Source organism: Jiangella muralis, assembly GCF_001270745.1.
Lineage (GTDB): Bacteria > Actinomycetota > Actinomycetes > Jiangellales > Jiangellaceae > Jiangella > Jiangella muralis.
The window spans coordinates 207,079-223,240 of sequence record NZ_LFXL01000027.1 but is presented as its reverse complement, the minus strand read 5'-3'; the positions used below and the strand labels follow the sequence as shown (position 1 = coordinate 223,240).

19 protein-coding genes are annotated in these 16,162 nt (G+C 73.0%); 6 read left to right on the top strand and 13 right to left on the bottom strand.

Features of this window, described 5'->3' with window-relative positions:
- The gene (locus tag ACW62_RS23560) at positions 1-663 is read right to left on the bottom strand and encodes an O-methyltransferase (protein ID WP_053206542.1); all 663 of its coding nucleotides are present in this window, start codon (positions 661-663) and stop codon (positions 1-3) included.
- 115 nt (positions 664-778) lie between these two features.
- On the opposite strand from ACW62_RS23560, the gene ACW62_RS23555 reads away from it, so the two are divergent.
- A complete protein-coding gene (locus tag ACW62_RS23555) occupies positions 779-1,711 on the top strand; it encodes a DNA polymerase beta superfamily protein (protein ID WP_157574937.1) in 933 nt (310 codons plus the stop codon).
- Here the strand turns inward: ACW62_RS23555 and ACW62_RS23550 are convergent.
- Positions 1,692-2,180 (bottom strand): GNAT family N-acetyltransferase, encoded by a 489-nt coding sequence (locus ACW62_RS23550; RefSeq protein WP_053206540.1) that lies wholly within the window; start codon positions 2,178-2,180, stop codon positions 1,692-1,694. The two genes, ACW62_RS23555 and ACW62_RS23550, sit on opposite strands and share 20 nt — an antisense overlap.
- An 85-nt stretch (positions 2,181-2,265) precedes the next feature.
- Between ACW62_RS23550 and ACW62_RS23545 the strand changes: the two genes are divergently transcribed.
- Positions 2,266-2,757 (top strand): glutathione peroxidase, encoded by a 492-nt coding sequence (locus ACW62_RS23545; protein ID WP_053206539.1) that lies wholly within the window; start codon positions 2,266-2,268, stop codon positions 2,755-2,757.
- 18 nt (positions 2,758-2,775) lie between these two features.
- On the opposite strand, the gene ACW62_RS23540 is transcribed toward ACW62_RS23545, so the two are convergent.
- Positions 2,776-3,726 (bottom strand): hypothetical protein, encoded by a 951-nt coding sequence (locus ACW62_RS23540; RefSeq protein ID WP_053206538.1) that lies wholly within the window; start codon positions 3,724-3,726, stop codon positions 2,776-2,778.
- 92 nt (positions 3,727-3,818) lie between these two features.
- Here ACW62_RS23540 and ACW62_RS23535 point away from each other — a divergent pair, with 92 nt between their 5' ends.
- Both ACW62_RS23535 and ACW62_RS23530 read left to right on the top strand, forming a co-directional pair.
- Positions 3,819-4,370, top strand: a complete 552-nt coding sequence (locus ACW62_RS23535) for a PH domain-containing protein (RefSeq protein WP_053206537.1) — start codon at positions 3,819-3,821, stop codon at positions 4,368-4,370.
- Between the two features lie 25 nt (positions 4,371-4,395).
- Entirely contained in the window at positions 4,396-4,848 is a 453-nt protein-coding gene (locus ACW62_RS23530) for a peroxiredoxin (protein WP_053206536.1), read from the top strand.
- 7 nt (positions 4,849-4,855) lie between these two features.
- Here the strand turns inward: ACW62_RS23530 and ACW62_RS23525 are convergent, their stop codons facing one another.
- Complete coding sequence (locus tag ACW62_RS23525; protein WP_053206535.1) at positions 4,856-5,743, bottom strand: ABC transporter substrate-binding protein; 888 nt, start codon at positions 5,741-5,743, stop codon at positions 4,856-4,858.
- Between the two features lie 40 nt (positions 5,744-5,783).
- Here ACW62_RS23525 and ACW62_RS23520 point away from each other — a divergent pair, with 40 nt between their 5' ends.
- Positions 5,784-6,656 carry an LppM family (lipo)protein gene (locus ACW62_RS23520; protein WP_157574936.1) on the top strand — a complete coding sequence of 291 codons (873 nt, stop codon included), beginning with the start codon at positions 5,784-5,786 and terminating at the stop codon, positions 6,654-6,656.
- 7 nt (positions 6,657-6,663) lie between these two features.
- Here the strand turns inward: ACW62_RS23520 and ACW62_RS23515 are convergent, their stop codons facing one another.
- The 3 genes from ACW62_RS23515 to ACW62_RS23505 all read right to left on the bottom strand — a co-directional run bounded on the left by ACW62_RS23515 (position 6,664) and on the right by ACW62_RS23505 (position 11,088).
- Complete coding sequence (locus ACW62_RS23515) at positions 6,664-7,350, bottom strand: YceI family protein (RefSeq protein WP_169792114.1); 687 nt, start codon at positions 7,348-7,350, stop codon at positions 6,664-6,666.
- 78 nt (positions 7,351-7,428) lie between these two features.
- On the bottom strand, positions 7,429-8,568 hold the full coding sequence (locus ACW62_RS23510; RefSeq protein ID WP_053206532.1) for a winged helix DNA-binding domain-containing protein: 1,140 nt from the start codon (positions 8,566-8,568) through the stop codon (positions 7,429-7,431).
- Between the two features lie 39 nt (positions 8,569-8,607).
- Positions 8,608-11,088, bottom strand: coding sequence for a phosphoketolase family protein (locus tag ACW62_RS23505; RefSeq protein ID WP_083460091.1), 2,481 nt, complete (start codon positions 11,086-11,088; stop codon positions 8,608-8,610).
- A gap of 160 nt (positions 11,089-11,248) precedes the next feature.
- Here ACW62_RS23505 and ACW62_RS23500 point away from each other — a divergent pair, with 160 nt between their 5' ends.
- Positions 11,249-11,557 carry a hypothetical protein gene (locus ACW62_RS23500; RefSeq protein WP_157574935.1) on the top strand — a complete coding sequence of 103 codons (309 nt, stop codon included), beginning with the start codon at positions 11,249-11,251 and terminating at the stop codon, positions 11,555-11,557.
- 1 nt (position 11,558) lies between these two features.
- Here the strand turns inward: ACW62_RS23500 and ACW62_RS23495 are convergent, their stop codons facing one another.
- From ACW62_RS23495 to ACW62_RS23470, 6 genes are all read right to left on the bottom strand, one after another.
- A complete protein-coding gene (locus ACW62_RS23495; RefSeq protein WP_053206530.1) occupies positions 11,559-12,437 on the bottom strand; it encodes a proline dehydrogenase family protein in 879 nt (292 codons plus the stop codon).
- Between the two features lie 45 nt (positions 12,438-12,482).
- Complete coding sequence (locus ACW62_RS23490; RefSeq protein WP_053206529.1) at positions 12,483-12,929, bottom strand: carboxymuconolactone decarboxylase family protein; 447 nt, start codon at positions 12,927-12,929, stop codon at positions 12,483-12,485.
- Positions 12,930-13,201: 272 nt separating this feature from the next.
- A complete protein-coding gene (locus ACW62_RS23485) occupies positions 13,202-13,825 on the bottom strand; it encodes a superoxide dismutase (RefSeq protein WP_053206528.1) in 624 nt (207 codons plus the stop codon).
- 114 nt (positions 13,826-13,939) lie between these two features.
- Entirely contained in the window at positions 13,940-14,596 is a 657-nt protein-coding gene (locus tag ACW62_RS23480) for an acVLRF1 family peptidyl-tRNA hydrolase (RefSeq protein ID WP_053206527.1), read from the bottom strand.
- Positions 14,597-14,970: 374 nt separating this feature from the next.
- Positions 14,971-15,528: a Uma2 family endonuclease gene (locus tag ACW62_RS23475; RefSeq protein WP_083460079.1), complete on the bottom strand. Its 558-nt coding sequence runs from the start codon at positions 15,526-15,528 to the stop codon at positions 14,971-14,973.
- Between the two features lie 116 nt (positions 15,529-15,644).
- The gene (locus ACW62_RS23470) at positions 15,645-16,154 is read right to left on the bottom strand and encodes a DUF1990 family protein (RefSeq protein WP_053206525.1); all 510 of its coding nucleotides are present in this window, start codon (positions 16,152-16,154) and stop codon (positions 15,645-15,647) included.
- Positions 16,155-16,162 lie beyond the last annotated feature (8 nt).

The window sequence follows — 16,162 nt, the reverse complement described above, 5'->3', positions numbered from 1 at the left end:
TCAGACATCGGCGGTCACCACGGCGAGCAGGAAGCCGTCGTAGCCCTTGCCGCCGACGGTCTGGACGGCGGTCGCGGAGAGCCGCGGCTCGGTGGCGACGTACTCGAACAGCCGCCGGGTGCCGTCGACCGCCGCGTCGCCGGTGGTGGCGTCGATGACCCGCCCGCCGCGCACGACGTTGTCGACGACGATGACGGTGCCGCGCCGGGAGAGCCGCAGCGCCCAGCCGACGTAGTCGCGGTTGGACGGCTTGTCGGCGTCGATGAAGACGAGATCGAACGGCCCCTGCAGCTGCGGGAGGGTGTCCAGCGCCGGGCCGACCCGCACGTCGACGCGGTCGAGCAACCCGGCGCGGCGCAGGTTGGCCGTCGCCACCTCGGCGTGAGTGGGGTCGGCCTCGAGCGTGACCAGCCGGCCGTCGGCGGGCAGCGCCCGGGCCAGCCAGATGGTGCTGTAGCCGCCGAGCGTCCCGATCTCGAGCACCCGCCGCGCCCCCGCGATCAACGTCAACAGCTGCAGGAACTTGCCCTGGTTGGGTGCGACGTTGATGGCCGGCAGCCCGGCGGCGTCGCTGTCGCGCAGCGCGTCGTCGAGGACGGGGTCGGGGCCGAGCAGGTGTTCGCCGATGTAGCGGTCGACCGCGTTCCACTGCTGCTCGCTCATACGCTCAACCTACCGGCGGCGCGAGTACCTGCCGATCAAAAATGATCCGGTCCAAACGGTTGAAACCCGATGGATCGTCGGACGGGCGGCCGGGTCGCGGGCGAGAATGGGCGGCATGTCTCGCCTGAGCGCCCCTGCGCGAGTCCCGGTCGGCACGCAGGTCGTCGTGCACGGCACCCCGGCCGACGCCGCCGCGCCGGGGACCGGCCGCGGCCTCGCCGGACGCGTCGTCCGCGAGGCCGGCGGCACGTACACCGTCGCGCTGGCCGGCGGCCGGCTGGTCGAGGTCGCGCCCGAGCAGCTCAGCACGCTCGCCGACCCGCCGTCCGAGCTGCCCGAGCCGGTCCGCTCCGGCGCGCCCGACGACCTCGTCGTCGCGCGCACGCTGTTCGCGGCCGTCGTCGGCCACGTGCCCGCCGATCCCGGCGCCGAACTGACGGTGCGCGCCATCTACCAGGCGCCCACGGCCGCGTTCTGGTCGCTGCGCAAGCCGCCCGAGCAGGTCGTCGGGCCGGGGGCGTCGTGGCTGTCGTGGGAGGTCGAGCAGTTCTGCCGGCTGGCCCTCGACGCCGACCCGATCTGCCTGGAGCTGTTGTGGTCGCCGCGCCGGGTGTGGGTCAGCGACCTCGGCCGCGAGCTGCTCGACCTGCGTCCGGCGTTCCTGTCGCAGACCATCTCCGCCGCCTACGCCGACCACGTGCTGGCCGGCTTCACCCGGCTGGCCGGCGACGACGACCCGGACGACGAGCAGGCGGCGGCCGCGGCCGACCTGCTGCGGCTGCTGGTCGACGGGCAGGCGCTGCTGCGCACCGGCGACGTCGGCGTCCCGGCCGAGGAACATCTCGACCGGCTGGCCGCCGTCCGCTCCGGCGCCCTGCCGTGGGACCAGGCCGACGCCTACCGCGTCGAGTTGCAGCAGCAGCTGGACGAGGCCGCCGCCGCGTCGCACCTGTCGCCCGGCCCCGACATCGCGCGGGTCGACGCCTGGCTCAGCGACCTGCGCCGCCGCGACCTGGAACCGTCCGCCGTCACAGCCGCCGGTGCATGATGTGCAACCCGACGTAGCCGTGCACGGGGTGCTGGAAGCCCTCCGGTAGCGTCCCGATGACCTCGAACCCGAGCGAGCGCCACAGCGCGACCGCGCGGGTGTTGGTCTCGACCACCGCGTTGAACTGCATCGCGCGGTACCCGGCGCCGCGGGCCCAGTCGATGACGTACTCGCCCAGCGCCCGCCCGACGCCCTGGCCGGCGTGCTCCGGCGCGACGATGAAGCTGGCGCTGGCGACGTGCGACGCCGGGCCCATGTGGTTGCGGTTCATCTTCGCCGAGCCGAGCACCGTCCCGTCCTCGTCGACGGCGACGACGGTGCGGTCCGGCGGCTCCAGCAGCCAGATCCGCCGCCCCAGCTCCGCGTCGAGGTCGCGCGGCAGTGTGTAGGTCTCGCCGGCCGCGACGATCTGCCGCAGGATCGGCCAGATGGCCGGCCAGTCCTCGGCCCGGGCGTCCCTGATCTCCATGCCGTCAGAGTAGGCGCCGGAAGAACGGCGCCGGCCGTGTGGTTGTCTTCCGAGGGGACACATCAGCCAGGCGTGAGGAGCCCGCGTGACCAGCCTGTACGACATTCCGCTGCACACCATCGACGGCGCCGGCGGTTCGCTCGCCGACCACCGCGGGAACCTCCTGCTGCTGGTCAACGTCGCGTCGAAGTGCGGCCTGACCCCGCAGTACGAGGGCCTCGAGCGGCTGCAGGAGCGCTACGCCGGACGCGGCTTCACCGTGCTCGGCTTCCCGTGCAACCAGTTCGGCGGCCAGGAGCCCGGCACCGCCGACGAGATCCAGGAGTTCTGCTCCACCACCTACGGCGTGACGTTCCCGCTGTACGAGAAGGCCGACGTCAACGGGCCGGGGCAGCAGCCGCTCTACGCCGCGCTGACCCAGGTCGCCGACGCCGGCGGCGAGGCCGGCGACGTCCAGTGGAACTTCGAGAAGTTCCTGGTCTCCGCCGACGGCGACGTGCTCGGCCGGTTCCGCCCGCGGGTCGAGCCCGAGTCCGACGAGCTCGTGGCCGCGATCGAGGCGCACCTGCCGCGCTGATCCCGGCTCGCCGCTGGTTCAGTGCCCCGCCTCGGGCGGGGCCACCCGGGGCGCGAGGTCGAGGAGCTTCGGCGCAAACGCGGCGGCCAGCCCGACCAGCAGGTCGCGGTCGTCGTCGGGGTCGTGCGGACGATGCCGGACGTACATGCCGACCTGCTGGACGCCCATCCAGCAGTAGACGCCGCCGGTGGGCAGGTACACGCCGTTGTCGCGCAGCCCGCCGACGTCGATCGTCTCGGCGCCCGGTAGTTCGGCCGCCCACATGCGGCCCACCTCGTCGCCGTAGCCGCGGACGGTCACGGACACGACCTCGTGCCCAGCGGCCCACTCGCAGCGCAGCTCGTCGACCGTTTGACGGTCGCGCCGCTCCTCCGCCGGCGCGCCCAGCACCGCCTCGGCCTGCGCGGTGACGACGTCGCAGGCGGGCTCGGTGCCCACCTCGGGCGCCGGTGCCAGCTCCGGCAGCCGCGGCAGCACCAGCTCGGCCAGCCGGATGGCGTTCTCGTCGCCGCCGCCCTGGACCCGCAGCACCTTGCCGTCGTCGTAGACCTGCAGGTGGCCGGCCCCGACGACGTGCGCCGCCTCGCCCAGGCCGGGGACCGGCGTGCTGGAGCCCATGCCGTCGGCGACGTACCGGTCCAGCAGCTCCTGGTAGTCGGCGGGCGAGACGGGGTCGATGGAGACCTGGAGCTGGAACGGGATCAGCGGGCTGGTGGTGGTGCCGTGGTCGACGGTGATCTGGCAGCTGTCGAACGACGGGTCACCGACGGGGCCCGCATAGTCCGTCAGGCTGATGCGCATGCCGGCGTAGATCGAGCGCACCTCGTCCGGGTCGAGCAGGTCGCAGACGCGGGTCGCGGCGGGCGCCGCTCCGGTCTTCGTGCCGGACGGTCCGTCGGCGGTGCCGGACGGGCCACCGCAGCAGGTGAGCAGCACGAGGAGGAATGCCGCACCCGCCCGCAGCCGCATCCGTACCACCATCCTGTATCACCGACGCACATAGAGGATGACGCATCGGTCGGTCAGAACGGTTGCACCAGGTCATGTGCCATGATCGACCCGTGACCAACCCGGTGGTGCTCAGGCACGCGCTGGGTCGCGCCGTGGCCGTGGCCGGCTGGGCCGCCGTGCTCGGATGGCTGGTGGCGGCGTGGCCGCCGGGCGGCTCCGGGCTGCTGTTCGCGGCGGCGGCGAGCGGGCTGCTCTGGGTGGTGTGCTGGCGGCCGGCGGTGGTCATCGACGACGCCGCGGTCACCGTCCGCAACCCGCTGCGGAACGTGCGCATCGGCTGGTCGGCGCTCGACGACGCCAGCTTCGGCTGGTCGCTGCGGCTGCGCGCCGGCGACGTCGACTGCCGCGCCGCCGCGGCGCCCGGTCCCGCGTCGATGTCCGCGCTCTACGACCGTCACGTCACGCCCGGCGGCGTGCTGGAGCGCGACGCCGTCGCCCTGGCCGGACGGCGTCCGGCGCCGGCCCTGCTGGCGGTGCGGCAGCGCTGGGAGGCGCGCCGCTTCGAGGCGTCCGGCGGGGTGGTGGCGGTGCCCGCGGTGGCGAGCATCGCGGTGCTGACGGCGTCGGCCGTCCTGCTGATCGCGGCGGCGCTCACGGCCTGATCGTCGGCGATGGCAGGATGACGGCATGGATGTCGGTGACCCCGTCCACGACTTCGTTCTCCCCGACCAGTCCGGCACCCCGCGCCGGCTCAGCGAGCTGCTGGCCGCCGGCCCCGTGGTGCTGTTCTTCTATCCCGCCGCGATGAGCCGCGGCTGCACGGCCGAGGCCTGCCACTTCCGCGACCTCGCCGCCGAGTTCGCCGCCGCCGGCGCCCAGCCGGTCGGCATCAGCGCCGACGCGGTCGAGAAGCAGCAGGCCTTCGCCGCCGGCAACGACCTCGGGTACCCGCTGCTCAGCGACCCCGAGCGCACGGTCGCCGCCCAGTTCGGCGTCAAGCGGCGGCTGGGCGCGCTACCGGTGAAGCGCCAGACCTTCGTCATCGGCGCCGACGCTCGCGTGCTGGGCGTCGTCCGCAGCGAGCTGGCCATGGAGAAGCACGCCGACCAGGCGCTGGACCTCCTGCGCGCCGCCGCCTGACGGCGCGTCAAGCGATACGCCGGGCCAGCGCCGGGGCCGGCTCGCCGGCGGCGCCGGGATGCAGGATGGCCGCCAGTGCCTCGACACCGTCGACGAGGCGGGGTCCGGGGCGGGCGAACGAGGCGTTCGCGTCGACCGCCCACACCGGCACGGCCGGCAGCCCGCCACCGGCGACCAGCTCGGCGGCCAGCCGCGCGGACTCGTCCAGGCCGTAGCCGCACGGCGCGCAGACGATGACGTCGGCGCCGCAGCCGGCCAGTGTCGCGGCGTCGATGCGGTACGAGCGTTCGCCGGCCGTGCCCAGCACCGACGTGCCACCCGCCGCCGTCACCATGTCCGGGACCCAGTGGCCCGGCGCGAACGGCGGATCGGTCCACTCCAGCACCATCGCCGGCACCGGTGTCCGCCCCGCGACCTTCGACCGGACGACGTCGGGTCGCCCGGTCAGGTCCCGGACCAGCTCGTCGGCCCGCTCCCGTGCGCCGACCGCGGCGCCGATGCGCCGGACCGACTCCAGCACCTCGCCGAGATCCTGCGGGTCGATCGTCAGCACGTCGGCCGTGCAGCCCAGGTGCGTCAGCGCGTCGTGCACCTCACTGACGTCGACGGCACACACCGCACAGAGGTCCTGGGTGACGACGAGATCCGCGTCCAGCCCGGCCAGCGCGCCCTCGTCCAGGAGGTAGAGGTCCTCGCCGGCCGCCATGCGCTGCGCCACCAGCCGGTCGATCTCGGCCGGGCCGATGCCCTCGGGCAGGGTGCTGGTCGAGACGATGCGTCTGGACCGGGCCACGGCCGGGTAGTCGCACTCGAACGTCACGCCGACGACGTCGTTGCCGGCGCCGAGCGCGAACAGGATCTCCGTCGTGGACGGGAGCAATGAGACGATGCGCACCCCTTCACGGTAGCCGGATCGTTGTGCCAGGCTGCGCCCCATGAATCGAACGCGACCTGTGCGCGCCCTGGCGGTGGCGGCCACGGCGCTGCTGCTCACCGGGTGCTTCAAGATCGATATGCAGCTCGACGTGTCCTCCGACGACACCGTCGACGGCGAGATGGTCTTCGCCATCAGCCGCGACGTGTCCGCGATGGCCGAGTCGATGGGCGAAGACCCGGAAGACCTGCTCAGCGGTGGGATCGACGACCTCCCCGAGGGCGCCGAGGCCGAGGACTACGAGGACGACGACTTCATCGGCCAGCGCTACGTCTTCGAGGACGTGCCGCTGTCGGAGTTCGCCCAGGACGGGACGTTCAGCATCGCCCACGAGGGCGACGAGATCGTCGTCGGCGGCAATCTCGACCTGACCGACATGGACCCCGAGGCCATGGCGGAGGAGTTCGACAGCGAGGAGATGCCGTTCGGCGACATGAGCGGGCTGATGGACACCATGGAGCTGCGCGTCGCCATCACCTTCCCGGGCGAGGTCACCGAGCACAACGGCGAGCTCGACGGCACCACCGTCACCTGGTCCCCGGTCGCGGGCGAGACCAACGAGATCAGCGCCCGGTCCGCCGACTCCGGCGGCGGCGGTGGCGGCGACGGTATCCCGGTGTGGATCTGGATCCTCGTCGTGGCCGTGGTGCTGGGCCTCGCCGGACTGCTGTTCTTCCTGTCCCGCAACCGCGACCAGGCCCCGCCCGCCGAGACGGCGACGGCCGGTCCGGTCCCCCCGCCGCCGCCCGGTCCTCCGGCGGGAACGGCGCCGGAGGCCGCCGCGCCGGTGCAGCCGACCACGCCGCTCCCGGCCCCGCCGGAGGCCGAGCCGGGCGAGGGCGACCAGCCGGAGCCACCGGCCGCCCCGCGCTGACCCGGCGTCAGCCGCGGCCGAGCGTCAGCAGGAACTCGACCGTGCCGTGGTCCTCGACCTTGACGAAGCCGAGGTCCGGCGGGCTGACCTCGAAGTCGGAGAACTGGATCTCGCCGGAGCCGGCCACCTGGACGCCGTCGCCGGAGCGCTGCAGGTCCAGCTGGATCTCGATCGAGTGGGTGACGTCGCGCACCGTCAGGTCGCCGGTCGCCGTGACGCTGACCGGGCCGCCGGTGTCGAGCCCGGTCAGCGGCACCGGCGACGTCAGCGTGAACGTCGACGTCGGGAACTGGTCGGTCTCCATGATCGGGCCGCGGAACTGGCCGTCGCGGCTGCCGCTGTCGGTCGTCACGGTGGTCATGTCGACGGTGACCTCGCCCTCCGTCACCTCGTCACCGGCCACGGTGACCTGGCCGGTGACGTCGCTGGTGCGGCCGACGACGGTGTTGTCCTGGCCGTTGAGCACCTCGTCGACCCGGTAGCCGGCCTCGGACCCGCCGGCCACCGTCCACGCTCCGTCGAGGTCGCCGGTGGCGCCGGTGGCGGGCGGCGGCGACGTCTCCAGGGCCAGCGGTTCGGGCGCGTCGCCGCTGATGACGTTGACGTAGAGGTAGGTGCCGCCGATGACGATCAGCACGAGGGCGGCCAGCGAGCCGACGCCGATGACCACGCGGCGGCGGGTGAGCAGAGACATCCGGTCGACCTCCATGCAGTGCGGGTACCTGCTTGTAGTACGGGAAACTCGGCGGCCGGGATGGTGGTTCCGGTCACATCAGCGGGGAAGCACCCGGACCTCCGCCGCCGGCAGCCCGGCCCACCAGCGGTCGTAGCGGCGGTACACCGTCGGGTCGCGCTCGGCGAGCAGCGCGGACAGCGCGGCGGCTTCCTTCGCCAGGCCGTCCCACTCGGCGGCTGAGAGCGGCCGGAACGCCGTGGCCTCGATGCCGTCGTCGACCGGCCGCCACACGCCCGCGACGAAGCCGTCGACCAGCAGCGTGGGCAGGGTGTCGCCGTTGCTGCGGGTGATCAGTTTGCGGAACTCGGGTGGGATGACGCGGCCGCGATCGGCGTGCACGAGCAGCACGCTGTCCCACATGGCCAGCAGCCGCGGCGGCGCCGGGACGTCCTCGTCCGGCCGCGGCGCGCCGGGGAGGTCGTAGAGCACCGTGCCGCCGGGGCCGTCGAGCCGGGTCAGCTCATCGGCGACGGCGTCGACGGCGGCCCGGGCCGGTGCGCGGTAGAGCATGGCGAACTGGGCGAAGTCGGGCATGGACACCGGCCCGAAGGCGGCGACGTAGCGGCGGAACAGTGCCGCCAGCGCGGCCGCGGCGGTGTCGTCGTCGGCGATGCCGGGCGGGTCGGCGGCCGCGACGTGGGCCGGGCGGAGGCCGAACGACCACGGCGGGCCGGTGGGCGCGTGCTGCACGGGCGCGAACTGCCGCAACGCCCACCACAGCCCCTTCATCGGCGCGCCGTGCCGCTCGGTGAGCCAGGCCTCGCAGTCGGGCCCGCTGCGGGGCGTGTCGAGGTAGTCGAGCAGCGCCGGGATGGCCGCCTCGGCGTCGGCGTGGCCCAGCCCGGTGACCCGGAACCGGCGGTCGTTGAGCCGCGACGCCCGCAGCGTCGGCTGCATGGCCTGCTGCCAGCGCGGGTAGTCGGCGGCGGGCACGGCGTGCAGGGTGATGCGCATCAGCGTCGCCTTGACCAGCGTGCGCTCGGCGAACGCGGCGTCGAGGTCGGCCGGGTCGAAGCCGTCGAGCCGGTTCCACAGCGCCAGGTACGGCGACGCCGGGTGCTGCGCCTGCAACGCGACCAGCCGCCCGACGGCGTCGACGACGTCGAGCGACGCGCGCTCCAGCAGCAGCTGCCGGGCCAGCGTGGCGCGGCCCAGCGCCCGGACGGTCATCGCCATGGCGGCATTCTGCCCCGCCGCACCGACAGCCGGACGCCGTCAGCCGTCCGTGCGTTCGCCTTGCACCGGCCCGGGCGCGGCCTCGAAGTCGGCGGCGGTGTCGTCGCCCGTGCGCGCCGGCAGCCCGCGGGCGCGCGCGTCGGGCCAGGCCCACTCGGCCACCTCGGGGAGGTCGGTGCCGTGCTCGCGGGTGTACTGCCGGGCCCGCAGCCGGGCGTCGGCCATCCGCTGCCGCAGCACGGCCTGCTCGGCGGCCAGCCCGGGCACGCGGTCGATGACGTCCATGACCAGGTGGTAGCGGTCGAGGTCGTTGAGCATCACCATGTCGAACGGCGTCGTGGTGGTGCCCTCCTCCTTGTAGCCGCGGACGTGGATGTTGTCGTGGTTGGTGCGCCGGTAGGTCAGCCGGTGGATCAGCCACGGGTAGCCGTGGTACGCGAACACCACCGGCTTGTCCGTGGTGAACAGCGCGTCGAACTCGCGGTCGCTCAGCCCGTGCGGGTGCTCGCCCTCGTCCTGCAGCCGCATGAGGTCGACCACGTTGATGACCCGCACCCGCAGCTGCGGCAGGTGCCGGCGGATGAGGTCGACGGCGGCCAGCGTCTCGACGGTGGGGACGTCGCCGGCGCAGGCCAGGACGATGTCCGGCTCGCCCTCGCCGCCGTCGGTGCTGGCCCACTCCCAGATGCCGATGCCGCGCGTGCAGTGGGCGACCGCCTCGTCCATGGTCAGCCACTGCGGGCCGGGCTGCTTGCCGGCGACGACGACGTTGACGTAGTCGCGGCTCTTCAGGCAGTGGTCGTACGTGGACAGCAGCGTGTTCGCGTCCGGCGGCAGGTACACCCGGATGACGTCGGCCTTCTTGTTCACCACGTGGTCGATGAAGCCGGGGTCCTGGTGCGAGAAGCCGTTGTGGTCCTGCCGCCACACGTGCGACGACAGCAGGTAGTTCAGCGACGGGATGGGCGCCCGCCACGGGATCTCGCGAGTCACCTTCAGCCACTTCGCGTGCTGGTTGAACATCGCGTCGATGATGTGGATGAACGCCTCGTAGCAGTTGAACAGCCCATGCCGGCCGGTCAGCAGGTAGCCCTCGAGCCAGCCCTGGCACTGGTGCTCGGACAGCATCTCCAGCACCCGGCCGGTCGGCGACAGCGAGTCGTCCGTCGGCAGCGTCTCGCCCAGCCAGCGCTTGCCGGCGACGTCGACGGCCGCCCCGAGCCGGTTCGACGCCGTCTCGTCCGGCCCCATGATGAGGAAGTTCGAGGGGTTCTCCCGGACGATTCCGGCCAGCCACCCACCCAGCACCCTCGTCGGCTCGGCGACCGCGCCGCCCGGCACCGGCACGTCGACCGCGTAGTCGCGGAAGTCCGGCAGCCGCAGGTCGCGGGTGAGCACGCCGCCGTTCGCGTGCGGGTTCGCGCTCATCCGCCGCGGCCCGGACGGCGACAGCTCGCGCAGGTCGGCGCGGAGCCGGCCGTCGTCGTCGAACAGTTCCCCGGGCCGGTACGAGCGCATCCACTGCTCCAGCAGCCGGGTGTACGCCTCGTTGCCGCGGACGGCGTTCATCGGCACCTGGTGCGCCCGGTAGGTGTTCTCGACCAGATGGCCGTCGACCTCACGCGGGCCGGTCCAGCCCTTCGGCGTCTTGAACACGACGGCGGGCCAGGCCGGCCGGCCCGCCGCGCCGCCCTCGCGCGCGTCGCGCTGGATCGTCGCGACGTGGTCGAGCACCTCGTCCAGCAGCGTGGCGAAGCGGCGGTGCACGGACAGGTGGTCCTCGTCGTCGAAGCCGCCCTCGAACCAGTACGGCGTGTAGCCGTAGCCAGTCAGCAGCGCCTCCAGCTCACCGCGGGGGATGCGGGCCAGCACCGCCGGGTTGGCGATCTTGTACCCGTTGAGGTGCAGGATCGGCAGCACCGCGCCGTCCGTCGCCGGGTTGAGGAACTTGTTGCTGTGCCAGGCGGTGGCCAGCGGGCCGGTCTCGGCTTCGCCGTCGCCGATGCAGGCCGCCACCGTCAGGCCGGGGTTGTCGAACGCGGCGCCGTAGGCGTGCGACAGCACGTAGCCCAGCTCGCCGCCCTCGTGGATCGAGCCCGGCGTCTCGGGCGCGATGTGGCTGGGGATGCCGCCGGGGAAGGAGAACTGGCGGAACAGCTCGCGCAGGCCCTGCTCGTCGTCGCCGACGTTGGAGTAGACCTCGCTGTACGTGCCGTCGAGCCACGCCGCCGACACCAGTGACGGGCCGCCGTGGCCGGGCCCGGACAGGTAGATCATGTCGAGGTCGCGCTGCACGATCGCGCGGTTGAGGTGCGCGTACAGGAAGTTCTGGCCGGGTGAGGTGCCCCAGTGGCCGAGCAGTCGTGGCTTGACGTGCTCGGCGCGCAGCGGCTCGCGCAGCAACGGGTTGTCCAGCAGGTAGATCTGCCCGACGGAGAGGTAGTTGGCCGCCCGCCACCACGCGTCGATGCGGGTGAGCAGGGCGTCGTCGATGGTCCTGGTGCCGGCCTCGTCGAGCATCGTCGCCGCTCCTTCGGTGGGCTGCTCGTCAAGGACCAGCATGTACCCGGGAGGCGCCGACTCATACCCGTTTCTCAGGACCGTCTCCGGATGTTCTCAGGAAGGACCGGAAGGATCACTAGCACGAACGGACTCGAACCCCCAGACGATGGAGACGGCCATGTACGCGATCCCGACGGCGGCACACATCCTCGGCGTCACCCCCGCGGCCCTGGCGGCCGCCCTCGAGCGCGGCGAGACCATCCGCAGCCTGACGATCGCCTGCGGTCACGACCCGGAGCGGATGACCCAAGCCGTCGTCGACGCCGAGACCGCCGACGTCGTCGCGCTGGCCGGCATCGCCGGCTTCGGCCCCGACGCCGTCGCCGAGTTCGTCGGCGAGCTGCGCGCCTACCTCGTCGCGTTCGTGCGCGACGGTCAGCGCGTGGCGGACCGGCTGTTCGAGACCCGCACCCTGCAGGCGGCGTGAGTCAGGCGCCCTGCGCCTCGGCCACCCGGCGCATCCAGTAACGGAACCAGCGGTCGCCGTACGGCGCGTAGATGCGGACGGGGACGCCGCGGGCGGCCAGCTCGCGGGCGTCGTCCTCGCGGACACCCAGCAGCAGCTCGACCCCGGCGCCGGGTAGCGCCTCCAGCAGCGCCTCGCGCAGCACGCGGTCGTGGGTCGCCAGCACCGGCACCGAACCGGCGGCGTGCAACTGGTGGGCCAGCCGGACGAACGCGACGCTGGCCGCCTCGCCCCACGCGTGCGCGACCTCGGCGGACTCGAGGTAGGCGCCCTTGGCCAGTCGCACCGGGACCCCGGCGGCGAGCAGCCGGTCGACGTCGCCGGGACTGCGGCGCAGGTTCGCCTGGACGGTCGCCAGCACCGGCGCGCCCGCCTCGGCCAGCGCGACGGTGAGGTCCATGATGCGCGGCGTGCGGTGGCTCTCCTCGGCGCTGATCTCCAGCCGCGAGTTCGCCGGCAGCAGCTCGACCAGCTGCTCGACGTGCCGGCGGCAGACGTCCAGCCCGAGGTCCAGCCCCAGGTGCGACGGCACGATCTCCAGGCTCACGTCGCCGCCCAGGCCAGCCAGCGCGGCCGCCGCCTCGCGGTAGCCGCGCACCGTCGCGGCCAGCGCCTCCTCGTCGGCGGCGCCCTCACCGAACAGGTCGAGGCTGACCCCCAGGCCGTCGCCGGTCAGCCGGCGCACGGTCTCCAGCGCCTCGTCCAGCGTCGCCCCGGCGACGTAGCGGCGGGCGGCGTTGTAGGCGAGGTCCTGGACCGGCGGGATCGCGCGAACCGCCGACTCGACCTCCGTGCTGGTGGCGAGGGCGTACAGGGCGCGTCGGGCAAGCGAGGCGATCATGTCGCTGACGGTACATTCCGGTCGCCCCCTGGCCGCCGCTGGTCCTCAGGCCGTTGCCGGCGGGGGTGTTCTGGTGGGGACGTTGATGCGGTTCCACACGTTGATGGTCGCGATCGTCAGCAGGAGGTCGGCCAGTTCCTTCTCGGAGAAGTGCTTCGCGGCCGTGTCCCACACGTCGTCGGACACGCCGCCGTCGTCGGCCAGCCGGGTGACGGCGTCGGTGAGCGCCAGCGCCGCCCGCTCCCGCTCGTCGAAGAACGGCGCGTCCTCCCAGGCGCCGACGGCGAACAGCCGCCGGGCGTCCTCGCCGTCGGCCAGCGCGTCACGGCTGTGCATGTCGACGCAGAACGAGCAGCCGTTGATGATCGAGGCGCGCAACTCGACCAGCCACATGAGCCGGTGGTCGACGTTGGCCTTGACGTAGTCGGACAGGGCGTAGACGGCCCGGTAGCCCGCGGGGGTCGTGGCGGGGAAGCTCAGGCGTTGCGTCATGGTGGTCCTCTCGGTGTCGATGAGCGTGACACCAAGACGACCGAGCGGGGGCCCGCGAGCGTGACGGGGGCCGGATGTGAGGCCGCACACAGGCGGCCGGGCTCAGCGGCCGAGCAGGAGTCCGGCGAGCACGGACGCGTAGCCGGCACACAGCGCGACGAGGGCGATGCGGACGGCGGTGCCGCGTCGACTCGGCTGTGGCGGCGGTTTGAACACGCTGGCCTCCGGACGGTCGAGGGCGCCGGCCGGCTGCCGGCGCCCTCACGAGCGGATCAGGGCGTCAGGAGCCCCGAGGTCTTCGACCGGGCCGCCTCGAACCGCGTGGCGACGTCCGGCCAGTTGACGATGTTCCAGAACGCCGCCACGTAGTCGGGCTTCACGTTCTTGTACTGCAGGTAGAACGCGTGCTCCCACATGTCGAGCATGAGCAGCGGGACGGTGCCGGCGGCGAGGTTGCCCTGGTGGTCGTAGAGCTGCTCGATGACCAGCCGCTGACCGAGGCTCTCCCACGCCAGGATGGACCAGCCGGAGCCCTGGATGCCCAGCGCGGCCGCCGTGTAGTGCGCGCGGAAGCCGTCGAAGGAGCCGAAGAACTCGTCGACCGCGGCACCGAGGTCGCCGTCGGGCCGGTCGCCGCCCTCGGGCGACAGGTTGTTCCAGAACACGGTGTGGTTGACGTGGCCGGCGAGGTTGAACGCCAGGTTCTTCTGCAGCTGGTTGACGGTGCCGAGTTTGTTCGTGGCGCGCGCCTCCTCGAGCTGCTCGAGGGCGGTGTTCGTGCCGGCGACGTACGCCTGGTGATGCTTGGAGTGGTGGAGCTCCATGATCTGACCGGCGATGTGCGGCTCGAGCGCACCGTAGTCGTAGGGGAGATCCGGCAGAGAATAGTCGGCCATGGCTTTTGAGCTTCCTCTCGACGACATCGTCAGGCCCGGGACCTGTCACTTGCTAACCTACGCCTGCCCCTCGGGCGCGACCACCGACGGTCCGGACTCGGTGTGTTGGCCTGATCACGGTGTGACCTCCGGCTCCGTGAGGGTGATCCGGATCGCCCGGAAGGTGGCCGGCGTCGCCTCCAGGACGGCCCGCTTCGGGTCCGGGAGGGCGAGGTGCGGCAGCCCCGCGGACCGCTCGCGCAGCTGCGCGAGCGCCGTCAGCCGGCGGTCGGCGAGCACGTGGTCGACGGCGGCACGGTCGCCACCGGTGACGACGGCGTCCAGCTCGGCCGCGTGCGGCAGCAGCACCCGGGCCGCGACGTCGGCGGCGGCCTCGAACGCCTCGCGGGCCTGCTTCTCGCGGCGCCGGGCGAACCGCTGCTGCGACTGCCCGCCGGCCGCCGTCCGGCCCTGCACGTGTCGCGACCCCACCTTCGACGTCACCAGCGTGGCGCCCGCGAAGACGCCGGCCGCGTAGCCGCCCCGGCGGACCAGCAGCACCCCGACCCGGCGGTCGAGCAGTGCGTGTGCCGGCAGCCCGCCGTACGGCGCGGCGTCGTCCGGCCGCAACGGCGGGAACGGGACCGCGCAGCTCGCCACCGCCCCGTCCGCCGCCTCGACCACGACGGCGTCGGGCCCGGCCCGGTGGGTGGTGGCGCCGTGGCGCCGGGCGAAGCCGGCCAGCCAGGTCTCGAGCCGAACCGGTGAGACGGTGAGCACGCGATCGGGCATGCGTACGAGGATGCCCGATGGATCGGAGGTTGCGACCCCGGCCTCCGCAGCGAGCCGGGGCCGCAACCGGTACCCGAACGTTGCCATGGGCCGACGGGTCGGCGGATCCTGCTTGACTCCGCCGGCGTTCTGACTCCACGGCACTCGTCGAATGGACCCGTGATGTGAACTGGTCTGGGACTCCGGGCGCCAACCCGGCGTCGTTGGACCCTTCGGTCCGGTGGTCGACCGCCGGAAGGGCGAGCCCGTGCCGGCGAACAGCACGATCTCACTTCGATACCTACACCATACCGGACGGATCGTCGAGGTCCACGTCACGTTCACCCGCTGATCATCTCGCCCTGCGGACACACCCGGACCAGCGCGGACGCGCCTCAGCCGAGGAGGGCCGACGGCGTGACCGCCACCGGGTACGGCAGCACCAGCCGTACCTCGTCGTCGCCGCTGCCCCGGGCCACCTCCACGTAGTCGCCGTCGACGAGGTCGTAGGCGACGATCGACGGCCCGCCGTCGGGGTCGACGATCCAGTAGGACGCCACGCCGCCCTCGGCGTACTTCGCGAACTTGACCTTGGTGTCGTAGAGCCGGCTACTCGGCGACAGAATCTCGACGGCCAGTCGCAGCGGCGTGGTGAGCGGCCCGTCGCCGACGTCCTTCTTGGGTACGACCAGGAGGTCCGGTTCCAGCGAGTTGCGCTGGTTCGGCTGCCAGTCCAGCGGGGCGTAGAACACCTTCAGTTCGGCCGGACACGCTCGATCGAGCGCCCGGTAGAGCTCGGTGCTGATCCACTGGTGCTTCGGCCGGGGCGAAGGGCTCACGACGAGCGTCCCGTCGACGAGCTCGTAGCGGTTGCCGTCGTTCTCGAGGAACTGGTCGAGGTCGTCGACGGTCCAGGCGTCACTCGCACGGCGCTGCTCCAGCATGGTTGTCATGGTGCCCTCCTCGGGGCTCGGATGTCACCTGAGGATGAGCGCCGCAACCACTCGGAAACCGGTAGGGCTAACTTCCGGGCTAACCTCTAGCCGGTTGCCCGTTTCGTCGCCGCTGGTCAGCCGTCTGACGCCGAGACCGCTAGCCGGCGGGCGGCCGTCACATAGCGGCGGGTGGCGACGGCCTGGGCGGCGCGGGTGAGCGGCCCGCCCAGCCGGGCGTACCACGCGGCCGGCCGGCTGAAGGCCGTCACCGTGAACCAGACGTCGTCGTGGTCGTCGAGCTCGGCGACGAAGGACTCCTCGCCGCGCGCGGGGTGGCCGGGCAGTGTGCCGTAGCCGAACCCGCCGCGGCGCTCGTCGTCGGCGACCCAGACCACCTGGCAGGGGATGCGCAGCAGCCTGGCCATCGTGCTGGTGACCCGGACGCCTTCGGCGGCACGCGGCGCGGACGACGTCACCCGCAGGCCGGCGCCGCGGTGCAGGCGAAACGTCACGACGCCCTCGACGACGGCGGTGAAGGCGGCCCGGCCGTGGCCGACGCGCTCGCGGACGCGCGCGTGGTGATAGCCGGACGGCAGCGGCCCGCCGTCGCGGGTGGCGCCGACCTCGGCGTAGGTGAAGGACATCACGCGCG